This is a genomic window from Mycobacterium sp. B14F4 (assembly GCF_039871645.1).
GTDB lineage: Bacteria > Actinomycetota > Actinomycetes > Mycobacteriales > Mycobacteriaceae > Mycobacterium.
The window spans coordinates 964,490-984,647 of the sequence record NZ_JBDPMF010000001.1; the positions used below are offsets into that span (position 1 = coordinate 964,490).

Genomic DNA, 20,158 nt, shown 5'->3' on the forward strand with positions numbered 1-20,158 from the left:
AACGAAATGGGAAGCGGCACAATCAGGCTCGGTGGCGCGTGTGGAGCGGTCTCGGCGTTGGCGATGATCCCGGCGTACGTGGTGGGCACTCCGGACGCGCCGCGGACGGCCCAACAGGCGGTTGAGTACTACGACAGCGGTTCCTCCTTCGTCACCGCCAACGGCATTGTCCCGCTTCTGCACATCTTCTTCGGCCTGCTCTTTCTCGCCGTTCTCGTGTCGATGCTGCGCTCGGCGTGCGGGCCCAACAGTGAGGTGTATGCGGCGCTGGCCGGCGGAGTGACCTTCTTCGCGTTGACGGCTGCGGGATTCGCCGCCGAGGTGGCCTATCCAGCGGCCATCGTCCGGTTCGGTGACGAGACCGTCACCGAGTTCACTCAACCGCTGCTCGCACTGGCGGTATGGCTGTACCACTACTGTCAGATCGGCGCGGCCATAATGATTTTCGCGGCCTCCTTCGGCATCTGGCGGACGGGTGTCCTGCCCAAATGGTGGGCGGCCGGCGCGATCCTGGGTGTGCTGCCGCTGCTTCATACGTGGATCCCGTTGCCCGCTGCGCTGAGCAGCCTCGCGTGGGTCGGCATCACCGGCCTTGGGATGCTGGCGATACCGCCGGTGGTCCGCGTCGAGAGTGTCGGTGTGTGATGGGTTTCGCCGGGCTGTTCTTCGCGACGCTAGCGGCGCTGCTGCACGTCTACATCTGGGTGATGGAGTCCTTCACGTGGACGTCGGCGCGCACCCGCGCGACGTTCGGCATCACCGAAGAGCAGGCGCTGGCCACCAAGGAACTGGCGTTCAATCAGGGGTTCTACAACCTGTTTCTGGCGATCATCACGGCTGCGGGCATCGTGATCGGCGGACTCGGTTACAACTACATCGGGATCGCGCTGATCTTCGCCGGTGTCGGGTCGATGCTGGCCGCGGCCGTCGTGCTGTTGGTGTCGTCGCCCGACAAGGCGCGGGCCGCCGTGATCCAGGGAATTTTTCCGCTGATCGCCGTAGTCCTGCTGGGGGTGGCCGTCACGTTGTAGCGTCGCCGGGTGGGGCGGCGATGGGTCGTGGCGTTCGTGGCCCTCGTCGTGGCGGCGGGGTGTGCGTCCAGTGGCGCCGCCCCGGATACGCGGCTCGTCGACATCGGCGGCGGTCGCGCGCTGTTCCTGAACTGTCAGGGCACGGGAGCGCCGACCGTGTTCGTCATCCCCGGCAAGGGCAGCTATGCCGAGGCGTGGAATGTCGTTGTTCCGCCGGACGATCCGATCCGCTCCTCGCCCTACGACCTCATCGAGCAGGCGCAGTTCGTCGCGAGCCCGCGGGCCGTGCAGCCCACCGTGGCGAGGACGACGCGGATTTGCGTGTACGACCGCCCCGACACGCGACCCGACGGGCCGGACCGGTCGACACCCGTGCCGCAGCCGCACCACGTTCAGCAGGACGTCGACGACGTGTTGGCGCTGATCCCCGCCGCGCAGCTGCAGGCGCCGTTCGTGTTCGCCGCGCACTCCTACGGCGGGCTCGTCCTCGACCTGCTCGCCAGGACCCATCCGGACCTGGTGGCCGGCATCGTGATGGTCGATGGCACGTCGGAGTTCCTGCCCGCCGTCGGCACTCCCGCCCAGAACGCGGCATTCCAACGTGACAGCGCGACGGCGCCCGAACCCGGCGGCGAAGCCGTGCTGATGGACGACGCGTTCGCGCGGATCAGGGCCGCGCCGCCGCTGCCGACGGTCCCGGCCATCGTGCTCAGCGCCGACAAGTTCCCGCCGCCCGAGGCGGTCAGGCCGGACAACTACACGCTGGAGCAGATTCACGAGGCGAACCACCTCCTGGCCGCTGCGCTGGGTACGACGAACGTCGTCTCCGTGGGCAGTGGGCACAACATGATGCTGTATCAGCCGGAGTTCGTGGCGGACAACATCGTTGCGGTGGTCGACCGGGTGCGGGCCGGGGCGTGACGGCGCCAGAAGCGGGCTAGCCGTGAAGTCGGCGCACCGGCGAGCCCACGGCTCGCATGCGTCGGCCAGTACCTGTCGGGCCGCATCTCCGTCGAGGCGCATAACGCCAACCCGGTCAGCACGTAATTGACGGTTATGCAGAGATTCATACGGGTACTCGTCGCGCATCCACTTAGGAGGATCAACCATGACCGAGACACGTGTTCACCCTCGCGGCGGCCGGATGAAGATGCCGCGCAGCCGTGGTGCGACGAGCGGCTTCCTGCTGATCTTGCTGGGACTCTGGGGTGCGCTCATCCCCTTCCTGGGCCCCTATTTCGACTTCGCATTCACCCCGGATCAGCCGTGGACTTGGACGACCGGCCGAGGCTGGCTCGAGGTGCTGCCCGGTGCCGTGACCGTACTGGGCGGGCTGCTTCTGCTGATGTCGAAAAACCGCGCGACGGCCCAGCTGGGCGGCTGGCTGGCCGTGGCAGGCGGCGCGTGGTTCATCGTCGGGCGATTGCTGGCCGGTCCGTTGGGGATCGGCGATGCGGGCACGCCAGCCGCGGCGACCGAAGGCAAGCGAGTTGTGCTGGAGCTGGTGTACTTCTACGGTCTCGGCGCACTGATCGTGTTCCTCGGCGCCGCCGCGCTTGGCCGGACCTCCGTTCGCAGTGTCCGCGACATCACCTGGGAGGAGCGTCCGGCTACCGCGCCGGCCGCCGCTGCAGCTCCGGCTACTGCTCCCGCGACTGGGTCTACTGCTCCCTCGACCGGGGCTAATGCTCCCGCGACCGGCGAGCCGATGCCGGCGACGGCCGAGCAGCGGACCGAGGTCATCGGACCGACAGCCGAAGCTCAGCCGCGTCGTCGAAGCTGGCGCGACAAGCTCCGCGGCGGCGGCAACCGCGGAGACCGGCTCGCGCGCCACTAAGTCCCACAGGCGCACGGTGCCCCGACACCCCGGGTGTTCGGGGCACCGTGCGTCTTGTCGCACGTAACGTGGGAGAGTCGACTTCCACCGGCGCCGCCGTCACAGTCCGTGCGCCGTTTTGGTGCATGGTCACGTGATTCCGGCTGTGGGTATCGAGTCCGGAAAATTATGGTAATGCAAGGGATTTTGCCCGTTGTCCGCACTTCATTCGACCCCGGCCGGCGTGAACGGTCCGCGCGCATCGGGGCGTCACGTGTTGTTGAAGGTGATGAACAGAGCGGCGATCCGATCCTCGCGGATGAGGATGTAGTTGGTCAGGATCAGCTCGTCGGGCAGATTGGTCTTGTCATAGGCGCCGTCGTATCGGGCCCGTAACACGGTGATGCCGGCCCGCTCGATGATCTCGGTGATCTCCATCGTGACGCGTGCACCGACGATCTCGGCGGTCACCCACGCACGGATGGAGTCCGGATCGGCGAACTCTCGGTGGTTGTCGTTGACGACCGCATCGGGTGCGAAAGTGGCCAGCACCGCATCGACGTCGAAGGCGTTGACCGCGTCGACATATCGCCGCGCGGCCGGAGAGATTGAGGTGAACATGCCGCCAGCATCGACCCGACGGTCACCGGAGAGTCAAACCGACGTTCCGGTCTTGACCCTCCTCCAGAGGGAGACTGCACACTGAGCCGGTGAGCACTGCATTGTCGATCGGTGACTTCTCCCGAATGACGCAATTGTCGATCAAGACGCTGCGGCACTACCACGAGGTGGGCCTGCTCGAGCCGGCCCGGATCGACCCGGCCAGCGGCTACCGCTACTACGCGCACGACCAGGTGCCCACCGCGCAAGTGGTGCGACGGCTTCGCGAACTCGGCATGCCGATCGCCGACGTACGTGCGGTGCTCACCTCGGCGCCGTCCGCCCGCAATGAGCTGATCAGCGGCCATCTGCAACGGTTGGAGAGCCAGCTCGCCGCAACCCGCAGTGCCGTCGAGTCACTGCGGGCCATCCTCAAGCGGCCGGCCCAGAGCTCAGGCATCGAACACCGCAGTGTCGCCGCCACACCGGCGGCCGCGATCACCGCGACCGTCGAGCGTGACGATCTGCTGCCCTGGTGGCAGGGTGCTGTCGGGGAGTTGCGAGCGACGGTGACCGCCGACGACGCGCTGACCCCGACCGGCGCGCCCGGGGCACTGTTCGGATTCGACATCTTCGCTCGGGACCACGGCACCGCGACGGTCTTCATCCCTGTCGACGGCGTCGTTCGCTCCGTTGGGCGGGTGGGGCCGGTGACGATCCCGGCGGCCGAGCTCGCAGTCATACTGCACAACGGTTCGCATGACGACGTCGACCTCGCCTACAGCGCTCTTGGTGAGTATGCGACGCGGCACGAGATCAGCATCGAAGGTCCGCTTCGGGAGTACTACGAGCGATTCTCATGGGACACCGGCGAATCCGAACAATGGGTGACGGCGTTGTGCTGGCCGATTTTTCGGGCCGACGCATGAGTGCGCTGGAGGGTCGGCGCGCGGTGGTCACCGGCGGCACCAGGGGCGCCGGAGCCGCGATCGTCGCACGGCTCAAGTCGGCGGGGGCGCAGGTGACCGCGGTGGCTCGCGAACACCCCGCCGACGACCACTCCGCCGCAGACGATTTCGTCGCCGCGGACCTCACCTCCGCGGCGGGCGTCGAAGCGGTGGCATCCCACGTCGCTGATGTCGGTGGCGCACAGATCGTGGTTCACGTCGCGGGCGGGTCCGGCGCGCCGTCGGGTGGGTTCGCCGCGCTGTCCGATCAAGACTGGCGCGACGAGTTCGACCTCAACTTGCTGGCGGCTGTTCGGCTGGACCGTGCGCTGCTGCCGATGATGATCGAATCGGCCGCGGGCGCTGTGGTGCACATCGGATCGATACAGGGCCGCATGCCGCTCTACGACGGTACTCTCGGCTACGCAGCAGCCAAGGCGGCTCTGCGGGCATACAGCAAAGGCCTCGCCAATGAGCTGGCGCCCAAGGGAATTCGCGTCAACATGGTGTCGCCGGGATTCATCCAGACCAGCGCCGCCGATGCGCTCATCGACCGGATCGCCGCAGTCGGTGATGGGAGCCGCGACGCGGCTTTGGAATCACTGATGTCCGCCCTCGGCGGGATCCCGCTGGGCCGGCCCGCCATGCCGGCCGAGATCGCCGAGGTGGTCGGATTCCTGGTGTCCGATGCCGCATCCTCGATCGTCGGCGCCGACGTGGTTGTCGACGGCGGCACCGTGCCGACAATCTAGGTGCGTACCGCGAGTCAGGCCAGCGGAATCTAGCTTCGCGCGTCCTTGGGGTCGAGCTCGTCGAGCAAGCGCTGCATGGTCCGGCACATCTGCCTGAAGTTCCGTGCTCCCACGATGGCCGACCAGCGCTGCTCGATGTCGGCGACACGCGCGCCGGCGTCGGCCATCAACGCACGGCCCCGCTTCGTCAGGTCGATCAACTTCGCCCGCCCGTCGGCCGGATCCGGCCGACGCGTCAGATACCCCAACTGCTCGAGGTCGTTGACGAGCTCCGAGGTCGCCGCCAGGCTCAGCTGCGCGCGGTCCGCCAACTCCGTCAGCCGCGTGCCGCCCATGCGGATGTTGCCGAAGATCTGCAAGTGCGGCTCGCGGACATCGCCGTAACCGGCGTCGGCGCGCGGCGCACCGAGATCCTCACGGAACTCGCGCAGCAGCCTCACCAGAAGCTGTCCGATGGCCAATTGGTCGGGTGACCGATTCCTTGACGAACCCATGGCTCACGAGGATACTACGGTTACCGAAGTTTCGGTTGCCGAAGTATTTGGGGAGGCCCGCCATGAACCAGCCGAGCGCGCGATTCGTCGGGACCGACCTCGGCCGGCTGCACGTCCGTCGCACCGGCACGGGTCCGCCTGTCGTGTTGTGGCACAGCCTGTTTGTCGACTCGCGGTCCTGGGGTCCCTTGATCGACGACATCGCGCAGCACCGAACGGCATTCACGATTGACGGACCGTCGCACGGCAGAAGTGACCCGGTGCCGCGCGACTTCACCTTCGAAGAAGTAGTGGCGTCCGCCGAGCAGGCCCTCGACGGGCTTGGCATCACCGAGCCGGTCGATTGGATCGGCAACGCGTGGGGCGGGCACGTCGGCATCCGTCTCGCGACGGGTAAGCGGCTGCGCACCCTGACCACCATCGGCACCCCGATTCAGGGCTTCACGTTGGGGGAGAAGCTCACCAAGGCGTGGCCGCTGGTGGCCTTCTACCGGTCGGTGGGGCCGAGACGGTTCGTCGTCAAGCTGTTGTTCGACTCCCTGATCGGCAGTGACGCCATCGCGGCGGCGCCCGAACAGGCGGCCACCGTCATGGCGTCGTTCCGTGACGCCGACCGTGACGGCATGTACCACGCGATGCGGTCGATGATGCTGCACCGCACCGGCATCGAGCATCTGCTCGTCGACATCAGGGTGCCGACACTGGTGATGTCGGTGCGCGACGACGTCACCGGATGGCGTCCCGACGAGGCCAGTCGCACCTGCGGCGTCATCCACGATTGTCGTGTCGAGGACGTCGCGGGCACCGGTCATGTCTCGCCGCTGCTGATCGACCGCGGCCGAATCCTGGCATTGCTCTGCGAGTTGTGGAGCTGCACCCGCGCTCAGCGCGGCTGAGGCTTCACAAGTCAGCCGGTGTAGGCCATCACGTGCTTGATGCGGGTGTAGTCCTCGAAGCCGTACATCGACAGGTCCTTGCCGTGGCCTGAGGACTTGAACCCGCCGTGCGGCATCTCGGCCACCAGCGGGATGTGGGTGTTGATCCACACGCAGCCGAAATCCAGGGCAGCCGACACCCGCAACGCCCGCGACACGTCCTTGGTCCACACTGACGACGCCAGCCCGTACTCGGTGCCGTTGGCCCAGGCGATCGCCTCGTCCTCATCGGAGAACGACTGCACCGTGATGACGGGGCCGAAGATCTCCTGCTGGATCAACCGGTCGTCCTGACGCAGCCCGCCGATCACCGTCGGCTCGACGTAGAAACCCCTGTCGCCCTGGCGTTCTCCGCCGACGGCGACCGTCGCATGGGAGGGCACATCACCTAGGAAGCCGAGCACCCGCTCCAATTGCGTCGAGTTGTTCACCGGCGGCACCCACGCGTCCTCGTCGTCGGCCGGCTTGCCGTAGGTCGTGGTCGCCCCGCGCGCCTGCTCGGCAAGTGCCTCCGTCAACTCCGGGGCGACCTTCGCCGTCGCCAGCACCCGCGTGGCCGCCGTGCAGTCCTGGCCGGCGTTGAAGTAGCCCGCCGTGGCGATACCTTCTGCCGCCGTGGCGATGTCGCTGTCATCGAAGACGATGACCGGCGCCTTGCCGCCCAACTCCAGGTGTGTGCGCTTGAGGTGTCCGCCCGCGCTGACCGCCACGGCGCGGCCCGCGGCCACCGATCCGGTGATCGACACCATCGCCGGCGTCGGGTGCGCAACCACCGCGGCGCCCGTGACGCGGTCGCCGCAAACGACGTTCAGCACGCCTGGCGGGAAGTGACGCGCCGCGATCTCGGCGAGCATCACCGTCGTGACCGGGGTGGTGTCGCTGGGCTTGATGACGACGGCGTTGCCCGCGGCCACGGCGGGCACGAACTTCCAGACCGCCATCATCATCGGGTAGTTCCACGGCGCGACCTGGCCGACCACGCCGACCGGTTCGCGCCGGATCCACGACGTGTGGTTCTCCATGTACTCGCCTGCCGACTTGCCCTCCAGCATCCGTGCGGCACCGGCGAAGAAGCGGATCTGGTCGACCATCGGCGGGATCTCTTCGGCCATCGTCACGTGATTCGGCTTGCCGGTGTTGCGGCCCTCGGCCTCGACCAGCGCCTGCGCATTCCTCTCGACGTCGTCGGCGAAGTCCAGCAGCGCCTTCTGCCGCACTGACGGGGTGGTGCGCTTCCAGTCCGCGAAGGCCTTGGCGGCCGCGGCGTACGCGTTGTCGATGTCGGCCTCGTTGGAGATCGGCGCGGTGGCGTACTTCTCACCCGTCGCCGGGTCGACCAGCGGCATCGTCGCACCGCTGACCGAGTCGACGAGTTCGCCGCCGATGAAGTTCTGAACAGCGGTCAGTTGGCTGGTCATCGTTATCTCCTTGCCGGTTACAGGTTCTTGAGCACGGAAGCGAGCACGTCGAGGCCCTCGACGAGCAGGTCGTCGCCGATGGCCAGCGGCGGCAGGAAGCGCAGCACGTTGCCATAGGTGCCGCAGGACAACACGATCACGCCCGCCGCGTGGCACCCGGCGCACAACGCCTTGACCAGGTCGGGATCGGATTCGAGCGTGCCGGGCGCGACGAACTCCATCGCCATCATCGCGCCGCGGCCCCGCACATCGCCGATCCGCCCGTCCTCGGCCTGCAGCCGCCCCAACCGGTCCTTCATCAGCGTCCCGATCTGGCGGGCACGGGCAACCAGGTTCTCCGACTCGATCGTCTCGATCGTCGCCAGCGCGGCGGCACAGGCGAGCGGATTGCCGCCGTAGGTTCCGCCGAGCCCGCTGACGTGGGGAGCGTCCATGATCTCGGCGCGCCCGGTGACCGCGGACAGCGGCAGGCCGTCGGCGATGCCCTTGGCGGTGACGATCAGGTCGGGCTCGATGCCCTCGTGCTCACAGGCGAACATCGCGCCGGTACGCGCGAAGCCGGTCTGCACCTCGTCGGCGATGAACACCACGTTGTTGTCCCGGCACCAGTCGTGCAGTGCGGGCAGGAACCCGTCGGCGGGAACGATGAACCCGCCCTCGCCCTGGATCGGCTCGATGATCACCGCGGCCAGGTTGTCCGCACCGACCTGCTTGTCCATTACGGTGATCGCGCGCTTGGCGGCCAGCGCGCCGTCGGTGGCCAACTCCTTGCCGAACTCCGCGTCGCGGAACGGGTACGACAGCGGCGCCCGATAGACCTCCGGCGCGAACGGGCCGAACCCGTGCTTGTAGGGCATCGACTTGGCGGTCAGGGCCATGGCCAGGTTCGTGCGGCCGTGGTAGGCGTGGTCGAAGGACACGACGGCCGCCTTGCGGGTGTACGAACGGGCGATCTTGACCGCGTTCTCCACGGCCTCCGAACCCGAGTTGAACAGCGCCGTGCGCTTCTCGTGGGCTCCGGGGGTGAGTCGGTTGAGCGCTTCGGCGACCGCGACGTAGCCCTCGTACGGCGTGATCATGAAGCAGGTGTGGGTGAAGTCGGCGACCTGACGCGCCACGGCGTCGACCACGCGCGGCGCGGAGTTGCCGATCGTGGTGACCGCGATACCCGAGCCGAGGTCGATCAAGCGGTTGCCGTCGACGTCCTCGACGATGCCGCCGAAGGCGCGGGCCGCGTACACCGGCATGGTGTTCCCGACGCCGCGCGCCACCGCGGCGGCCTTGCGGTCGATCAGGCTCTGCGAGCGTGGCCCCGGGAGCGGTGTGGCGAGATGGCGGCTCTGCTCCGGAGTGCTCATCGCTGTGAGCCTAGTCGGGAAAGCACCGATCCGGTCGGCATCGCGGACAGGCTGTGACGAGATGGTCGATTCCCAAGCGACGCGGCGACGGAATCCGTCGTCGCCGGCGGGCCGGGCTCGAAAGGCCGGCGGCCCGCGCGGCGACGCCGGCCATGGGCCCATAACCGCGGAACACCGCAATGGCACACTGGTCACTTACGAGGCGCGTGGCCCGCTGGCGGGTGCGCCGGACTACCCGACCAAACGAAAGACAGTTGTTGCCATGGATCTGGTCATATTCCTGCCCCTGCTCATCGTGCTGGGCGCATTCATGTTCTTCGCATCGCGCAAGCAGAAGAAGGCGATGCAAGCGACCATCGATCTGCACGAATCGCTGACGATCGGCGACCGCATCCACACCACCTCGGGCCTGGAGGGCACGATCGTCGGCATCACCGACGACAGCATCGACCTGGAGATCGCGCCGGGCGTCGTCACCACCTGGATGAAGCTGGCCGTGCGCGACCGCATCACCGACGACGACGACTTCGACGACGTCGAGCCCGAGTCCACCGCGACCGAGCTCACCGACAGGCCGAACACCAAGACCGACGGCTGAGTCCGAGGGGCAACTGCACAGAAAGAGCACGTACTCTTTGCGGTGCTGACGAACTGATCTCGAGGAGACCTGAGGAAACGTGGCATCGTCTTCGACGCCGGTCCACCCTGCCCGCTACCTGGCGCTTTATCTGGTGTTGCTCGTCGGCGCCTACTGCCTGGTCTTCCTGACCGGAGACAAGATCGCCGAGCCCAAACTCGGCATCGACCTGCAGGGCGGCACCCGCGTCACCCTGACCGCGCGCACCCCGGACGGGTCCCCGCCCACCCGTGACGCGCTCAACCAGGCCCAGCAGATCATCAACGACCGGGTTAACGGCCTCGGCGTGTCCGGGTCCGAGGTGATCATCGACGGCAACAACCTGGTCATCACGGTGCCCGGCAGCGACAGCAGCGACGCCCGCAACCTGGGCCAGACCGCGCGCCTCTACATCCGGCCGGTCATCCACGTCATCCCGTCGCAGGGGGCGGAGCAACAGCCGCCGACCGAAGCCCCGCCCGGCGCGCCACCGGGAGCGCCGCCCGCGGTGCCCGGCCTGCCGCCGATCGCTCCGGCCGAGCCCGGCGCCCCGCTGCCCGGCGGCCAGCCCGCGCCGCCCGCCGGAGCGCAGCCTCCTGCTGGTGAGCAACCGCCGGCCCCGCAGCCCCGCCCGTTCCCCCAGGAACCCCCGGCTCAGCCGGCTCCCGAGCCCTCACCCACGCCCGGAGCGCCCACGCCGGGGGCGCCGACGCCGGCAGCGCCCACGCCGGGAGCGCCCGCGCCCACGGCGCCGCAGAATCCCGAAGACGTCCCGCTGCAACAGCGCATCGCCGACGAGAAACAGTTGCGCCAGAGCAACGACCAGCAGATCCAGATCCTCGCGCTGCAGTTCCAGGCGACCCGCTGCGACGAGGAAGACGTGCTGGCCGGCAACGACGATCCGAACCTGCCGCTGATCACCTGCGGACAGGACGGCAACGTGTACCTGCTAGACAAGTCGATCATCAACGGTGAGCAGATCGAGGACGCCACCTCCGGGCTCGACCAGCAGCGCGGCGAGTACGTCGTGGACCTGCAGTTCAAGGGCGACGCGTCGAAGACCTGGGCGGACTTCACCGCCGCCAACGTCGGCACGCAGACCGCGTTCGTCCTCGACTCGAAGGTGATGAGCGCGCCCGAGATTCAGGAAGCCATTCCCGGCGGCCGCACACAGATCACCGGCCAGTTCACCCAGAGCACGGCGCGCGAACTGGCCAACGTGCTGAAGTACGGTTCGCTGCCGCTGTCGTTCGAGTCGTCGGAGGCCGAAACCGTCTCGGCCACCCTGGGGTTGTCCTCGCTGCGGGCGGGCCTGATCGCCGGTGCCGTCGGGCTGGCCCTCGTGCTGCTCTACTCCCTGCTCTATTACCGGGTTCTGGGGGTGTTGACCGCGCTGTCGCTGGTGGCTTCCGGCGCAATGGTTTTCGCGATCCTGGTGCTGCTCGGCAGATGGATCAACTACACGCTCGACCTGGCCGGTATCGCGGGTCTGATCATCGGTATCGGTATGACCGCCGACTCGTTCGTGGTGTTCTTCGAACGCATCAAGGACGAGATCCGGGAAGGACGTTCGTTCCGCTCGGCGGTGCCGCGCGGTTGGGCGCGTGCCCGCAAGACGATCGTGTCCGGCAACGCGGTGACGCTGCTGGCCGCCGTGGTGCTCTACGTGCTCGCCGTGGGTCAGGTCAAGGGCTTCGCGTTCACGCTGGGGCTGACGACGGTCCTCGACGTTGTCGTGGTGTTCCTGGTGACCTGGCCGCTGGTGTACCTGGCGTCGAAGTCGACGCTCTTGGCCAAGCCGTCGCTGAACGGCCTCGGCGCGGTTCAGCAGATCGCCCGCGAACGGCGAGCGGCCGCGCATGCGATGGGACGGAATTGATATGGCGGCCAAGCACTCTGGTCAGGAACCGCAGACCAGCGCCGTCGAGGCGCCCGACCTCGACGCCGCAACGCCGAAGCACGGCTTCTTCGTCCGGCTCTACACCGGCACCGGCGCGTTCGAGGTCATCGGCAAGCGCAAGCTGTGGTACACGATCAGCGGACTGATCGTCGCGGTCGCGCTGGCCAGTATCCTGTTGCGCGGCTTCACCTTCGGGATCGACTTCGAGGGCGGCACGAAGGTCTCGATGCCTGCGGTCACGCCGTCCGGCACGGTCACCGTCGAGCAGGTCGAGACCGTCTTCAGCGACACCGTGGGGGCCCCGCCGCAGTCGGTGGTCGCCGTCGGCAGCGGTGATTCCGCGACGGTGCAGATCCGCTCGGAGACCCTCGACAATCAGGAGATCGAGGAACTGCGCACCGCGCTGTTCGACGCGTTCCAGCCCCGGGGCTCTGACGGCCAACCGAGCAAGCAGGCCATCAGCGACTCGGCGGTGTCCGAGACCTGGGGCGGGCAGATCACCCAGAAGGCGCTGATCGCCCTGGTGGTGTTCCTGGTGCTCGCGGCCCTCTACATCACCGTGCGCTACGAGCGCTACATGGCGGTCGCGGCCCTGACCACGCTGGTCTTCGACCTGGTCGTCACCGCGGGGGTGTACTCCCTCGTCGGGTTCGAGGTGACGCCGGCGACGGTGATCGGCCTGCTCACAATCCTCGGCTTCTCGTTGTACGACACCGTCATCGTGTTCGACAAGGTCGAGGAGAACACGCAGGGCTTCGAACACACCACCCGGCGCACCTTCGCCGAACAGGCCAACCTCGCCGTCAACCAGACCTTCATGCGCTCGATCAACACCAGCCTGATCTCGGTGCTTCCGATCTTGGCACTGATGGTCGTCGCAGTCTGGCTGCTCGGTGTCGGCACCCTGATGGATCTCGCGCTGGTGCAGTTGGTCGGCGTCATCGTCGGCACCTACTCGTCGATCTTCTTCGCGACCCCGCTGCTGGTGACGCTGCGCGAACGCACCGAACTGGTCCGCACGCACACCCGCCGGGTGATGAACCGCCGCAAGGGCGCCGCGGCGAAATCAGCCGACGCCCCGGCGGACCAAGAGCAGGAGACCGTCGGCGCCATCGCGCGGGCCGAGTCCACCCCGCCGCCGGACAAGCCCGCTCCGGGCGCACGGCCGGTGCGGCCCACCACGAGTCGGACCGGGCGACCGTCGGGTAAGCGCGACACGCGGCGGCGGTAGACACACATGTCGCCTCGCAATGCCGGGCGCGGAGGCGTCCTGGCGACGGTGCTGGTGGCCATCGCGGCGACGGGTTCGGCGTGCACGGCCAGTCCCGCCGACGCCATCGACTACGCCGTCGACGGCGCGCTGATCACCTACAACACCAACACGGTGGCCGGCGCCGCATCGGGCGGGCCACAGGCGTTCGCCAGGGTGCTCACCGGCTTCAACTACCACGGACCCGACGGCCAGGTCGTCGGCGACCACGACTTCGGCACCATCTCCGTCGTCGGACGCGCACCACTGGTCCTCGACTACGAGATCAACGCCAACGCCGTCTACTCCGACGGCAAACCGATCACCTGCGACGACATGGTGCTGAGCTGGGCGGCGCAGGCCGGCCGCTTCCCGGCCTTCGACGCCGCGAGCCGAGCCGGTTACAGCGACATCGCCACGGTCGACTGCACCCCGGGCCAGAAGAAGGCACGCGTGTCGTTCGCTCCCGACCGCGGGTTCACCGACTTCGGGCAGCTGTTCGCGGCGACCTCGATGATGCCGTCGCACGTCATCGCCGACGAGCTCGGACTCGGCGACGGCGGGGTCACCACCGCGATCCTGGAGAACGACGGTCCGGCGGTCGAGCGCATCGCCCGGGTCTGGAACACCGGCTGGCAGCTCAAGCCCGGCATGAACATCGGGGACCTCAAGAAGTTCCCGTCGTCGGGCCCGTACAAGCTCGACTCGGTGACCGACGACGGTGCCGTCGTGCTGGTCGCCAACGACAAGTGGTGGGGTGCGGCACCGGTCACCGAGCGGGTCACCGTGTGGCCGCGCGGAGCCGACATCCAGGACCGCATCAACCAGGGCGCCTACGACGTGGTCGATGTCGCCGCCGGCTCCTCGGGCACGCTCAACCTGCCCGACGACTACGTGCGCACCGACTCCGCGTCGGCGGGCATCGAGCAGCTCATCTTCGCGCCCGAGGGCGTGATGGCCGGACCGCCGGCCCGCCGTGCGCTGGCCCACTGCACGCCGCGCGACGTGATCGCCCGCAACGCCGAGGTGCCCATCGCCAACTCGCGGTTGAACCCCGCGAGCGAGGACGCCTACAGCGCGGCCGAAGGCGCCGCCGAGGCCGGGCAGTTCGTCGCGGCGAACCCCGACGCCGCACGTGCCGCGCTCGGCGCGAAGCCGCTGACCGTGCGGATCGGTTATCAGAGCCCCAACGCCCGGCTGGCCGCCACCGTCGGCGCCATCGCCAAGTCGTGCGCGCCGGCCGGAATCACCGTGCAGGACGCGGCGTCGGAGACCGTCGGCCCGCTGACGCTGCGCAACAGCGAGATCGACGTGCTGATCGCCAGCACCGGGGGAGCCGCGGGCAGTGGGTCGACCGGCTCGTCGGCGATGGACGCCTACGAGTTGTACACCGGCAACGGCAACAACCTGCCTCGGTACTCCAACCCGCAGATCGACGGCATCATCGCCTCGATGGCCGTCGCCTCGGATCCCAAGGAACTGGCGCGCCTGCTCGGCGAGGGCGGCCCGGTGTTGTGGGCCGACATGCCGACGCTGCCGCTCTACCGTCAGCAGCGGACGCTGCTCGCATCGACGAAGATGTATGCGGTGAGCAGTAATCCGACGCGATGGGGCGCGGGGTGGAACATGGACCGCTGGGTGCTGGAGCAGTGAGCTCGGACGACGCCGGTATCTCGGCGCTGATCGCGTCGATGATGCGGGAGGTGCCCGACTTCCCCGAACCGGGCATCCAGTTCAAGGACCTCACCCCGCTGCTGGCCGACGCGCGCGGGCTGGCCGCCGTCACCGATGCGCTCGCTGAGTCCGCGAGCGGCGTCGACCTGGTTGCGGGCATCGATGCGCGCGGCTTCCTGCTGGGTGCGGCGGTGGCGCTGCGCCTGGGCACCGGCGTGCTGGCCATCCGGAAGGGCGGCAAGCTGCCGCCACCGGTGCACAGCGAGCGCTACGCGTTGGAGTACGGCACCGCGACGCTGGAGATCCCCGCCGACGGCATCGATCTCACCGGCCGGACCGTACTCATCATCGACGACGTGCTGGCCACCGGCGGCACCGCGGCGGCGGCGGTCAGACTGCTCGGGCACGCCGGGGCGGCGGTGACCGGGGCGGCGGTGCTGCTCGAACTCACCGCGCTGAACGGCCGCGACGTGCTCGACCCTCTACCGGTCACGTCGCTGCACCGGGTCTGAGCGATATCCTCGGAAGGGCTACCGACTATCCCTCGGGGAGGTGACCATGGCTGACGAGCCCGGCACGGGCCAGGCCGTGCAATCGCCGCCTGGCGCGCAGGTGCCCGAGACCCCGCCGCTGGAGCCGCCCCGCGGACGCGAGGAGCAGGAACAACCCCGCGGACGCGAGGAGCAGGAACAACCCCGCGGACGCGAGGAGCAGGAACAACCCCGCGGACGCGAGGAGCAGGAGCAACACAAGACCTCGGCGAGCGCGTCGCGGCGGGTGCGCGCCCGGCTCGCGCGCAGGATGACGTCGCAGCGCAGCGCCATCAACCCGGTGCTCGAACCGCTGGTCGCCGTGCACAAGGAGTTCTACCCGAAGGCCAACCTGCAGCTGCTGCAGCGCGCCTACGAGGTGGCAGAAGAGCGCCACGCCGACCAGTTGCGCCGGTCCGGCGACCCCTACATCACCCACCCACTCGCGGTGGCCAACATCCTGGCCGAGCTGGGCATGGACACCACCACGCTGATCGCGGCGTTGCTGCACGACACCGTGGAGGACACCGGCTACACGCTGGAGGCGCTGACCGAGGAGTTCGGCACCGAGGTCGGCCATCTGGTCGACGGCGTCACCAAGCTGGACAAGGTCGCGCTGGGCACGGCCGCCGAGGGCGAGACCATCCGCAAGATGATCATCGCGATGGCCCGCGACGCCCGCGTGCTGGTGATCAAGGTCGCCGACCGGCTGCACAACATGCGCACCATGCGGTTCCTGCCGCCGGAGAAGCAGGCGCGCAAGGCCCGCGAGACGCTGGAAGTCATTGCCCCGCTTGCGCATCGGCTGGGTATGGCGACCGTGAAGTGGGAGCTGGAGGACCTGTCATTCGCGATCCTGCACCCGAAGAAGTACGACGAGATCGTGCGCCTGGTCGCCGACCGCGCGCCGTCGCGCGACACGTACCTGGCGAAGGTCCGCGCGGAGATCAACGCCACGCTCACCGCCTCCAAGATCAACGCGGTCGTCGAGGGCAGGCCCAAGCACTATTGGTCGATCTACCAGAAGATGATCGTCAAGGGTCGCGATTTCGACGACATCCACGATCTCGTCGGCGTGCGGATCCTGTGCGACGAGATCCGGGACTGCTACGCGGCGCTGGGCGTCGTGCACTCGCTGTGGCAGCCGATGGCGGGCCGCTTCAAGGATTACATCGCCCAACCGCGGTACGGCGTCTACCAGTCGCTGCACACCACGGTCGTCGGACCGGAGGGCAAGCCGCTGGAGGTGCAGATCCGCACCCGCGACATGCACCGCACCGCGGAGTACGGGATCGCCTCGCACTGGCGGTACAAGGAAGCCAAGGGGCGTAACGGGTTACCGGCCGGACACGCCGCCGCCGAGATCGACGACATGGCGTGGATGCGTCAGCTGCTGGACTGGCAGCGGGAGGCCGCCGACCCCGGCGAGTTCCTCGAGTCGCTGCGCTACGACCTTGCGGTGCAGGAGATCTTCGTGTTCACCCCGAAGGGTGACGTAATCACCCTGCCCACCGGGTCGACGCCGGTCGACTTCGCCTACGCGGTGCACACCGAGGTGGGTCACCGCTGTATCGGCGCGCGGGTCAACGGCAGGCTCGTCGCGCTGGAGCGCAAGCTCGAAAACGGCGAAGTCGTCGAGGTGTTCACCTCCAAGGCGCCCAACGCGGGCCCGTCGCGGGACTGGCAGACCTTCGTGGTGTCGCCGCGGGCGAAGGCCAAGATCCGGCAGTGGTTCGCCAAGGAACGCCGCGAGGAGGCGCTCGAGGCGGGCAAGGACGCCATCGCCCGCGAAGTCCGTCGCGGCGGACTTCCGTTGCAGCGCGTGATGAACGGCGAGTCGATGGCGGCGCTCGCGCGCGAGTTGCGGTACGTCGACGTGTCGGCGCTCTACACCGCTGTCGGGGAGGGCCACGTCTCCGCGCGGCACGTCGTGCAGCGACTGGTGGCCCAGCTCGGCGGCGACGAGGAGGCCGCCGACGAGATCGCCGAGCGCTCCACTCCGGCGACCATGCCTGTGCGGCACCGCACCAACGACGACGTCGGGGTGTCCGTGCCCGGTGCGCCGGGTGTGCTGACCAAGCTGGCCAAGTGCTGCACCCCGGTACCCGGCGACAACATCATGGGCTTCGTCACGCGCGGCGGCGGGGTCAGCGTGCACCGCACCGATTGCACGAATGCCGCGTCGCTGCAACAACAGTCGGAGCGCATCATCGAGGTGAAGTGGGCGCCGTCGCCCTCCTCGGTGTTCCTGGTGGCGATTCAGGTCGAGGCGCTCGACCGGCACCGGTTGCTGTCCGACGTGACCAGGGTGCTGGCCGACGAGAAGGTCAACATCCTCTCGGCGTCGGTGACCACCTCCAACGACCGGGTCGCGATCAGCCGGTTCACCTTCGAGATGGGCGACCCCAAGCACCTGGGTCACGTGCTCAACGTGGTGCGCAACGTCGAGGGCGTCTACGACGTCTACCGCGTCACGTCGGCAGCATGAGACGCCGGCGCAAGCCGGCGTGCCCGAATTAAGTGTTCAGAGCGTCAATATTTGCCATCTCTGCAATACTGCGACGATGCGCACTGGGGTGGTGGTCCTGCTCGCTTCGCTCGCCATGGTCATCGTCGGATGCAGTTCCACGATCAAGTCGGAAGGTGCGGCACAGTCCGTCGTGGACCTGGTCAACGAGCAGACGGGATTCAAGCCCACGGACGTCAAGTGCCCGGACGGCGTCGAGGCCAAGGAGGGCACGAAGTTCGAGTGCACGTTCACCGGACCGGAGAACGTGGAGTACACCGCGAACATGCGCGTCACCAAGGTCGAGGGTGACGACGTCGAGTTCTACATCGAGACCGCACCCGCCAAGTAGCGGGAAGCCTCAGTCCAGCCGGACCGATTCGATCCGGACGTCAGCCGACGGTTCGCCGTCTCCGCTACCGTCGGCGACGCCCTCGGCGGCGATCTTGTCCAGCGTGGCCAGACCGGTCTCATCGATCGTGCCGAACACCGTGTACGTCGGTGGCAACGACGAGTCCTCGTATACCAGGAAGAACTGGCTGCCGTTGGTCCCGGGACCGGCGTTGGCCATGGCCAGCGTGCCGCGCGGATAGCGCACCGGGGTCTTCATCGCGGGATCGCTCAGCCGGTACTGGTTCGTCGGATACTCGTTCGGGAACCGGTAACCCGGTCCGCCGGTGCCCGAACCCGTCGGGTCGCCACACTGCAGCACCGCGAGGTCGCCCGTCGTGAGGCGGTGGCAGGGCGTGTCGTCGAAGAACCCCTGCTGGGCCAGGCTGGCGAAGTTGTTTACCGTGCACGGCGCCTTCGCGTTGTCCAGTTGCAGGCCGATGTCGCCCTGGTTCGTCGTCATGCTGGCGCTGACGAACTCGGGATCGGTCGGCACCCGCCCGGTGCGCGGGGGCTTGGCGGGTTTGCCGGGCGATTCGGTGGTCGCCGGGTACTGGCAGTTCGAACCGAGGGTCTGCGGCGGCTTGAACTCGGGCAGTTCGTCGGGCGCGGTGCCCGGCGGCGCCGTGATGCCGGGATCGTTGGGCACCATGCCGTCGAAGGATTCCAGATCGCGGGCCACAGTCGCCACGAAGACGACGCTGATCACGATCACCAGGATGGTCAGCGCCGACACCAGATAGCTGATGATCAGCCCGGCGATCGCCAGCCCGCGGCCGTCCTCACCGGTCTTCTTGATCTGCGACAGCGAAAGGTGACCGAACACGATGCCCAGCGGCGCGAACACGAACGCACACACCAGCGCCACGATGGCCATCGTGTTGGTCGGCTTGGGCTGCGGATAGCCGTAGCCCGGGTACCCCGCCGGGTAGCCGTACGGCGGCGGATATCCGCCGGCGGGCGGCGGCGAATACTCGCCGTACGGCGGGGGCGGGGTGCTCACCTCGTCAGTCCAGCAGGATCGACTTGACCTTGACCGGGGTGGCCGGGGCGCCGTCGTCGCCACCACCGGCGACCCCTTTCGCGGCGATCTTGTCCAGTGTCGCCAGGCCGGTCTCGTCGATGGTGCCGAACACCGTGTAGCCCGGCGGCAACTGCGAGTCCCCGTACACCAGGAAGAACTGGCTGCCGTTGGTGTTCGGGCCGGCGTTGGCCATGGCCAGGGTGCCGCGCGGGTAAAGCACCGGCTCCAGCAGCTTGGGGTCGTCGGGCTGGTACTGATTGGTCGGGTATTCGTTGGCGAACGAGTAGCCCGGCCCGCCGGTGCCCTCGCCGGTCGGGTCGCCGCACTGCAGCACCGACAGCGACTCCGCCGTGGTCAGCCGGTGGCACGGGGTGTCGTCGAAGAAGCCCTGCTGAGCCAGGCTGGCGAAGCTGTTCACGGTGCACGGCGTCTTGCCGTTGTCGAGCAGCAGCCCGATGTTGCCCTGGTCGGTGGACATGCTGGCGCTTATCTCGGCGGGATCGGTCGGCACCTTGCCGGTCCGCGGCGGCGTGACGTCCTTGCTCGCCTTCTCGGCCGAAGCCGGGTACAAGCAGTTCTCGCCAAGGCCGGCGGGTGCGGCGAACGCGGGCAGCCCCCCGGGCGCCGACGGGGCGGCCGCCGTGCTCGAGGTGCCGGTGGCGGCCGCGTTCTGGCTGTCGGAGTCCTTGTTGGTCACGACGAACGTCGCGACGATGGCGGCGGCCACCAGAATGGCGCCGACCGCCGTCCCGACGATCGTCCAGAGGCGCCGCTTGCGTTCCTTTTCGGCGCGCCGCTCCAATTGCCGCTCGAGTTTGCGCTTCGCTGTCGCCCGCCGCTGTTCGTTGGTCGGCACCGCCGGTGTCCTCCTGGTGAGTTGATCGGTCGGCAACGAGTGTGCCAGGCGTAGCTGAGTGT

Annotated in this window: 20 protein-coding genes; 14 read left to right on the forward strand and 6 right to left on the reverse strand. The window is 68.3% G+C overall.

The features are described 5' to 3' along the window. Positions 1 to 6 precede the first annotated feature (6 nt). The 4 genes from ABGB19_RS04870 to ABGB19_RS04885 all read left to right on the forward strand — a co-directional run bounded on the left by ABGB19_RS04870 (position 7) and on the right by ABGB19_RS04885 (position 2,868). Entirely contained in the window at positions 7 to 645 is a 639-nt protein-coding gene (locus ABGB19_RS04870; RefSeq protein WP_347684550.1) for a hypothetical protein, read from the forward strand. Continuing rightward, the gene (locus ABGB19_RS04875) at positions 645 to 1,031 is read left to right on the forward strand and encodes a DUF1304 domain-containing protein (protein WP_347684741.1); all 387 of its coding nucleotides are present in this window, start codon (positions 645 to 647) and stop codon (positions 1,029 to 1,031) included. Before ABGB19_RS04870 ends, ABGB19_RS04875 begins: the two co-directional genes overlap by 1 nt. 9 nt (positions 1,032 to 1,040) lie before the next feature. Continuing rightward, on the forward strand, positions 1,041 to 1,952 hold the full coding sequence (locus tag ABGB19_RS04880) for an alpha/beta hydrolase (protein ID WP_347684552.1): 912 nt from the start codon (positions 1,041 to 1,043) through the stop codon (positions 1,950 to 1,952). A 187-nt stretch (positions 1,953 to 2,139) separates the two neighbouring features. Then, complete coding sequence (locus tag ABGB19_RS04885) at positions 2,140 to 2,868, forward strand: hypothetical protein (RefSeq protein ID WP_347684554.1); 729 nt, start codon at positions 2,140 to 2,142, stop codon at positions 2,866 to 2,868. A 249-nt stretch (positions 2,869 to 3,117) separates the two neighbouring features. On the opposite strand, the gene ABGB19_RS04890 is transcribed toward ABGB19_RS04885, so the two are convergent. Then, positions 3,118 to 3,468 carry a nuclear transport factor 2 family protein gene (locus tag ABGB19_RS04890; RefSeq protein ID WP_347684557.1) on the reverse strand — a complete coding sequence of 117 codons (351 nt, stop codon included), beginning with the start codon at positions 3,466 to 3,468 and terminating at the stop codon, positions 3,118 to 3,120. Between the two features lie 89 nt (positions 3,469 to 3,557). Between ABGB19_RS04890 and ABGB19_RS04895 the strand changes: the two genes are divergently transcribed. Next, a complete protein-coding gene (locus ABGB19_RS04895) occupies positions 3,558 to 4,376 on the forward strand; it encodes a MerR family transcriptional regulator (RefSeq protein WP_347684559.1) in 819 nt (272 codons plus the stop codon). Continuing rightward, entirely contained in the window at positions 4,373 to 5,146 is a 774-nt protein-coding gene (locus ABGB19_RS04900) for an SDR family oxidoreductase (RefSeq protein ID WP_347684561.1), read from the forward strand. Before ABGB19_RS04895 ends, ABGB19_RS04900 begins: the two co-directional genes overlap by 4 nt. A 29-nt stretch (positions 5,147 to 5,175) precedes the next feature. Here ABGB19_RS04900 and ABGB19_RS04905 read toward each other — a convergent pair whose 3' ends face one another. Next, the gene (locus ABGB19_RS04905; RefSeq protein WP_347684563.1) at positions 5,176 to 5,640 is read right to left on the reverse strand and encodes a MarR family transcriptional regulator; all 465 of its coding nucleotides are present in this window, start codon (positions 5,638 to 5,640) and stop codon (positions 5,176 to 5,178) included. A gap of 62 nt (positions 5,641 to 5,702) precedes the next feature. On the opposite strand from ABGB19_RS04905, the gene ABGB19_RS04910 reads away from it, so the two are divergent. After that, on the forward strand, positions 5,703 to 6,536 hold the full coding sequence (locus ABGB19_RS04910; protein ID WP_347684565.1) for an alpha/beta fold hydrolase: 834 nt from the start codon (positions 5,703 to 5,705) through the stop codon (positions 6,534 to 6,536). An 11-nt stretch (positions 6,537 to 6,547) separates the two neighbouring features. Here ABGB19_RS04910 and ABGB19_RS04915 read toward each other — a convergent pair whose 3' ends face one another. Together ABGB19_RS04915 and gabT are read right to left on the reverse strand one after the other, a co-directional pair. After that, positions 6,548 to 7,981, reverse strand: coding sequence for a gamma-aminobutyraldehyde dehydrogenase (locus tag ABGB19_RS04915; RefSeq protein ID WP_347684743.1), 1,434 nt, complete (start codon positions 7,979 to 7,981; stop codon positions 6,548 to 6,550). Positions 7,982 to 8,010: 29 nt separating this feature from the next. Further along, the gene (gene gabT / locus ABGB19_RS04920; protein WP_347684567.1) at positions 8,011 to 9,351 is read right to left on the reverse strand and encodes a 4-aminobutyrate--2-oxoglutarate transaminase; all 1,341 of its coding nucleotides are present in this window, start codon (positions 9,349 to 9,351) and stop codon (positions 8,011 to 8,013) included. Positions 9,352 to 9,613: 262 nt separating this feature from the next. On the opposite strand from gabT, the gene yajC reads away from it, so the two are divergent. The 7 genes from yajC to ABGB19_RS04955 all read left to right on the forward strand — a co-directional run bounded on the left by yajC (position 9,614) and on the right by ABGB19_RS04955 (position 18,178). Next, positions 9,614 to 9,949: a preprotein translocase subunit YajC gene (gene yajC / locus ABGB19_RS04925; RefSeq protein ID WP_347684569.1), complete on the forward strand. Its 336-nt coding sequence runs from the start codon at positions 9,614 to 9,616 to the stop codon at positions 9,947 to 9,949. Between the two features lie 79 nt (positions 9,950 to 10,028). Further along, positions 10,029 to 11,846, forward strand: a complete 1,818-nt coding sequence (secD, locus tag ABGB19_RS04930; protein ID WP_347684571.1) for a protein translocase subunit SecD — start codon at positions 10,029 to 10,031, stop codon at positions 11,844 to 11,846. A gap of 1 nt (position 11,847) precedes the next feature. Then, positions 11,848 to 13,098, forward strand: coding sequence for a protein translocase subunit SecF (gene secF, locus ABGB19_RS04935; protein ID WP_347684573.1), 1,251 nt, complete (start codon positions 11,848 to 11,850; stop codon positions 13,096 to 13,098). A 6-nt stretch (positions 13,099 to 13,104) separates the two neighbouring features. Next, on the forward strand, positions 13,105 to 14,769 hold the full coding sequence (locus ABGB19_RS04940) for an ABC transporter substrate-binding protein (RefSeq protein ID WP_347684575.1): 1,665 nt from the start codon (positions 13,105 to 13,107) through the stop codon (positions 14,767 to 14,769). Then, positions 14,724 to 15,302, forward strand: coding sequence for an adenine phosphoribosyltransferase (locus tag ABGB19_RS04945; protein ID WP_347684577.1), 579 nt, complete (start codon positions 14,724 to 14,726; stop codon positions 15,300 to 15,302). Before ABGB19_RS04940 ends, ABGB19_RS04945 begins: the two co-directional genes overlap by 46 nt. Before the next feature lie 46 nt (positions 15,303 to 15,348). Beyond that, a complete protein-coding gene (locus ABGB19_RS04950) occupies positions 15,349 to 17,808 on the forward strand; it encodes a RelA/SpoT family protein (protein WP_347684583.1) in 2,460 nt (819 codons plus the stop codon). Positions 17,809 to 17,884: 76 nt separating this feature from the next. Beyond that, positions 17,885 to 18,178: a DUF4333 domain-containing protein gene (locus tag ABGB19_RS04955; RefSeq protein WP_347684587.1), complete on the forward strand. Its 294-nt coding sequence runs from the start codon at positions 17,885 to 17,887 to the stop codon at positions 18,176 to 18,178. A 9-nt stretch (positions 18,179 to 18,187) separates the two neighbouring features. On the opposite strand, the gene ABGB19_RS04960 is transcribed toward ABGB19_RS04955, so the two are convergent. Then, the gene (locus ABGB19_RS04960) at positions 18,188 to 19,219 is read right to left on the reverse strand and encodes a peptidylprolyl isomerase (protein ID WP_347684589.1); all 1,032 of its coding nucleotides are present in this window, start codon (positions 19,217 to 19,219) and stop codon (positions 18,188 to 18,190) included. Between the two features lie 4 nt (positions 19,220 to 19,223). Next, a complete protein-coding gene (locus ABGB19_RS04965) occupies positions 19,224 to 20,096 on the reverse strand; it encodes a peptidylprolyl isomerase (protein ID WP_347684591.1) in 873 nt (290 codons plus the stop codon). Positions 20,097 to 20,158: the final 62 nt, after the last annotated feature.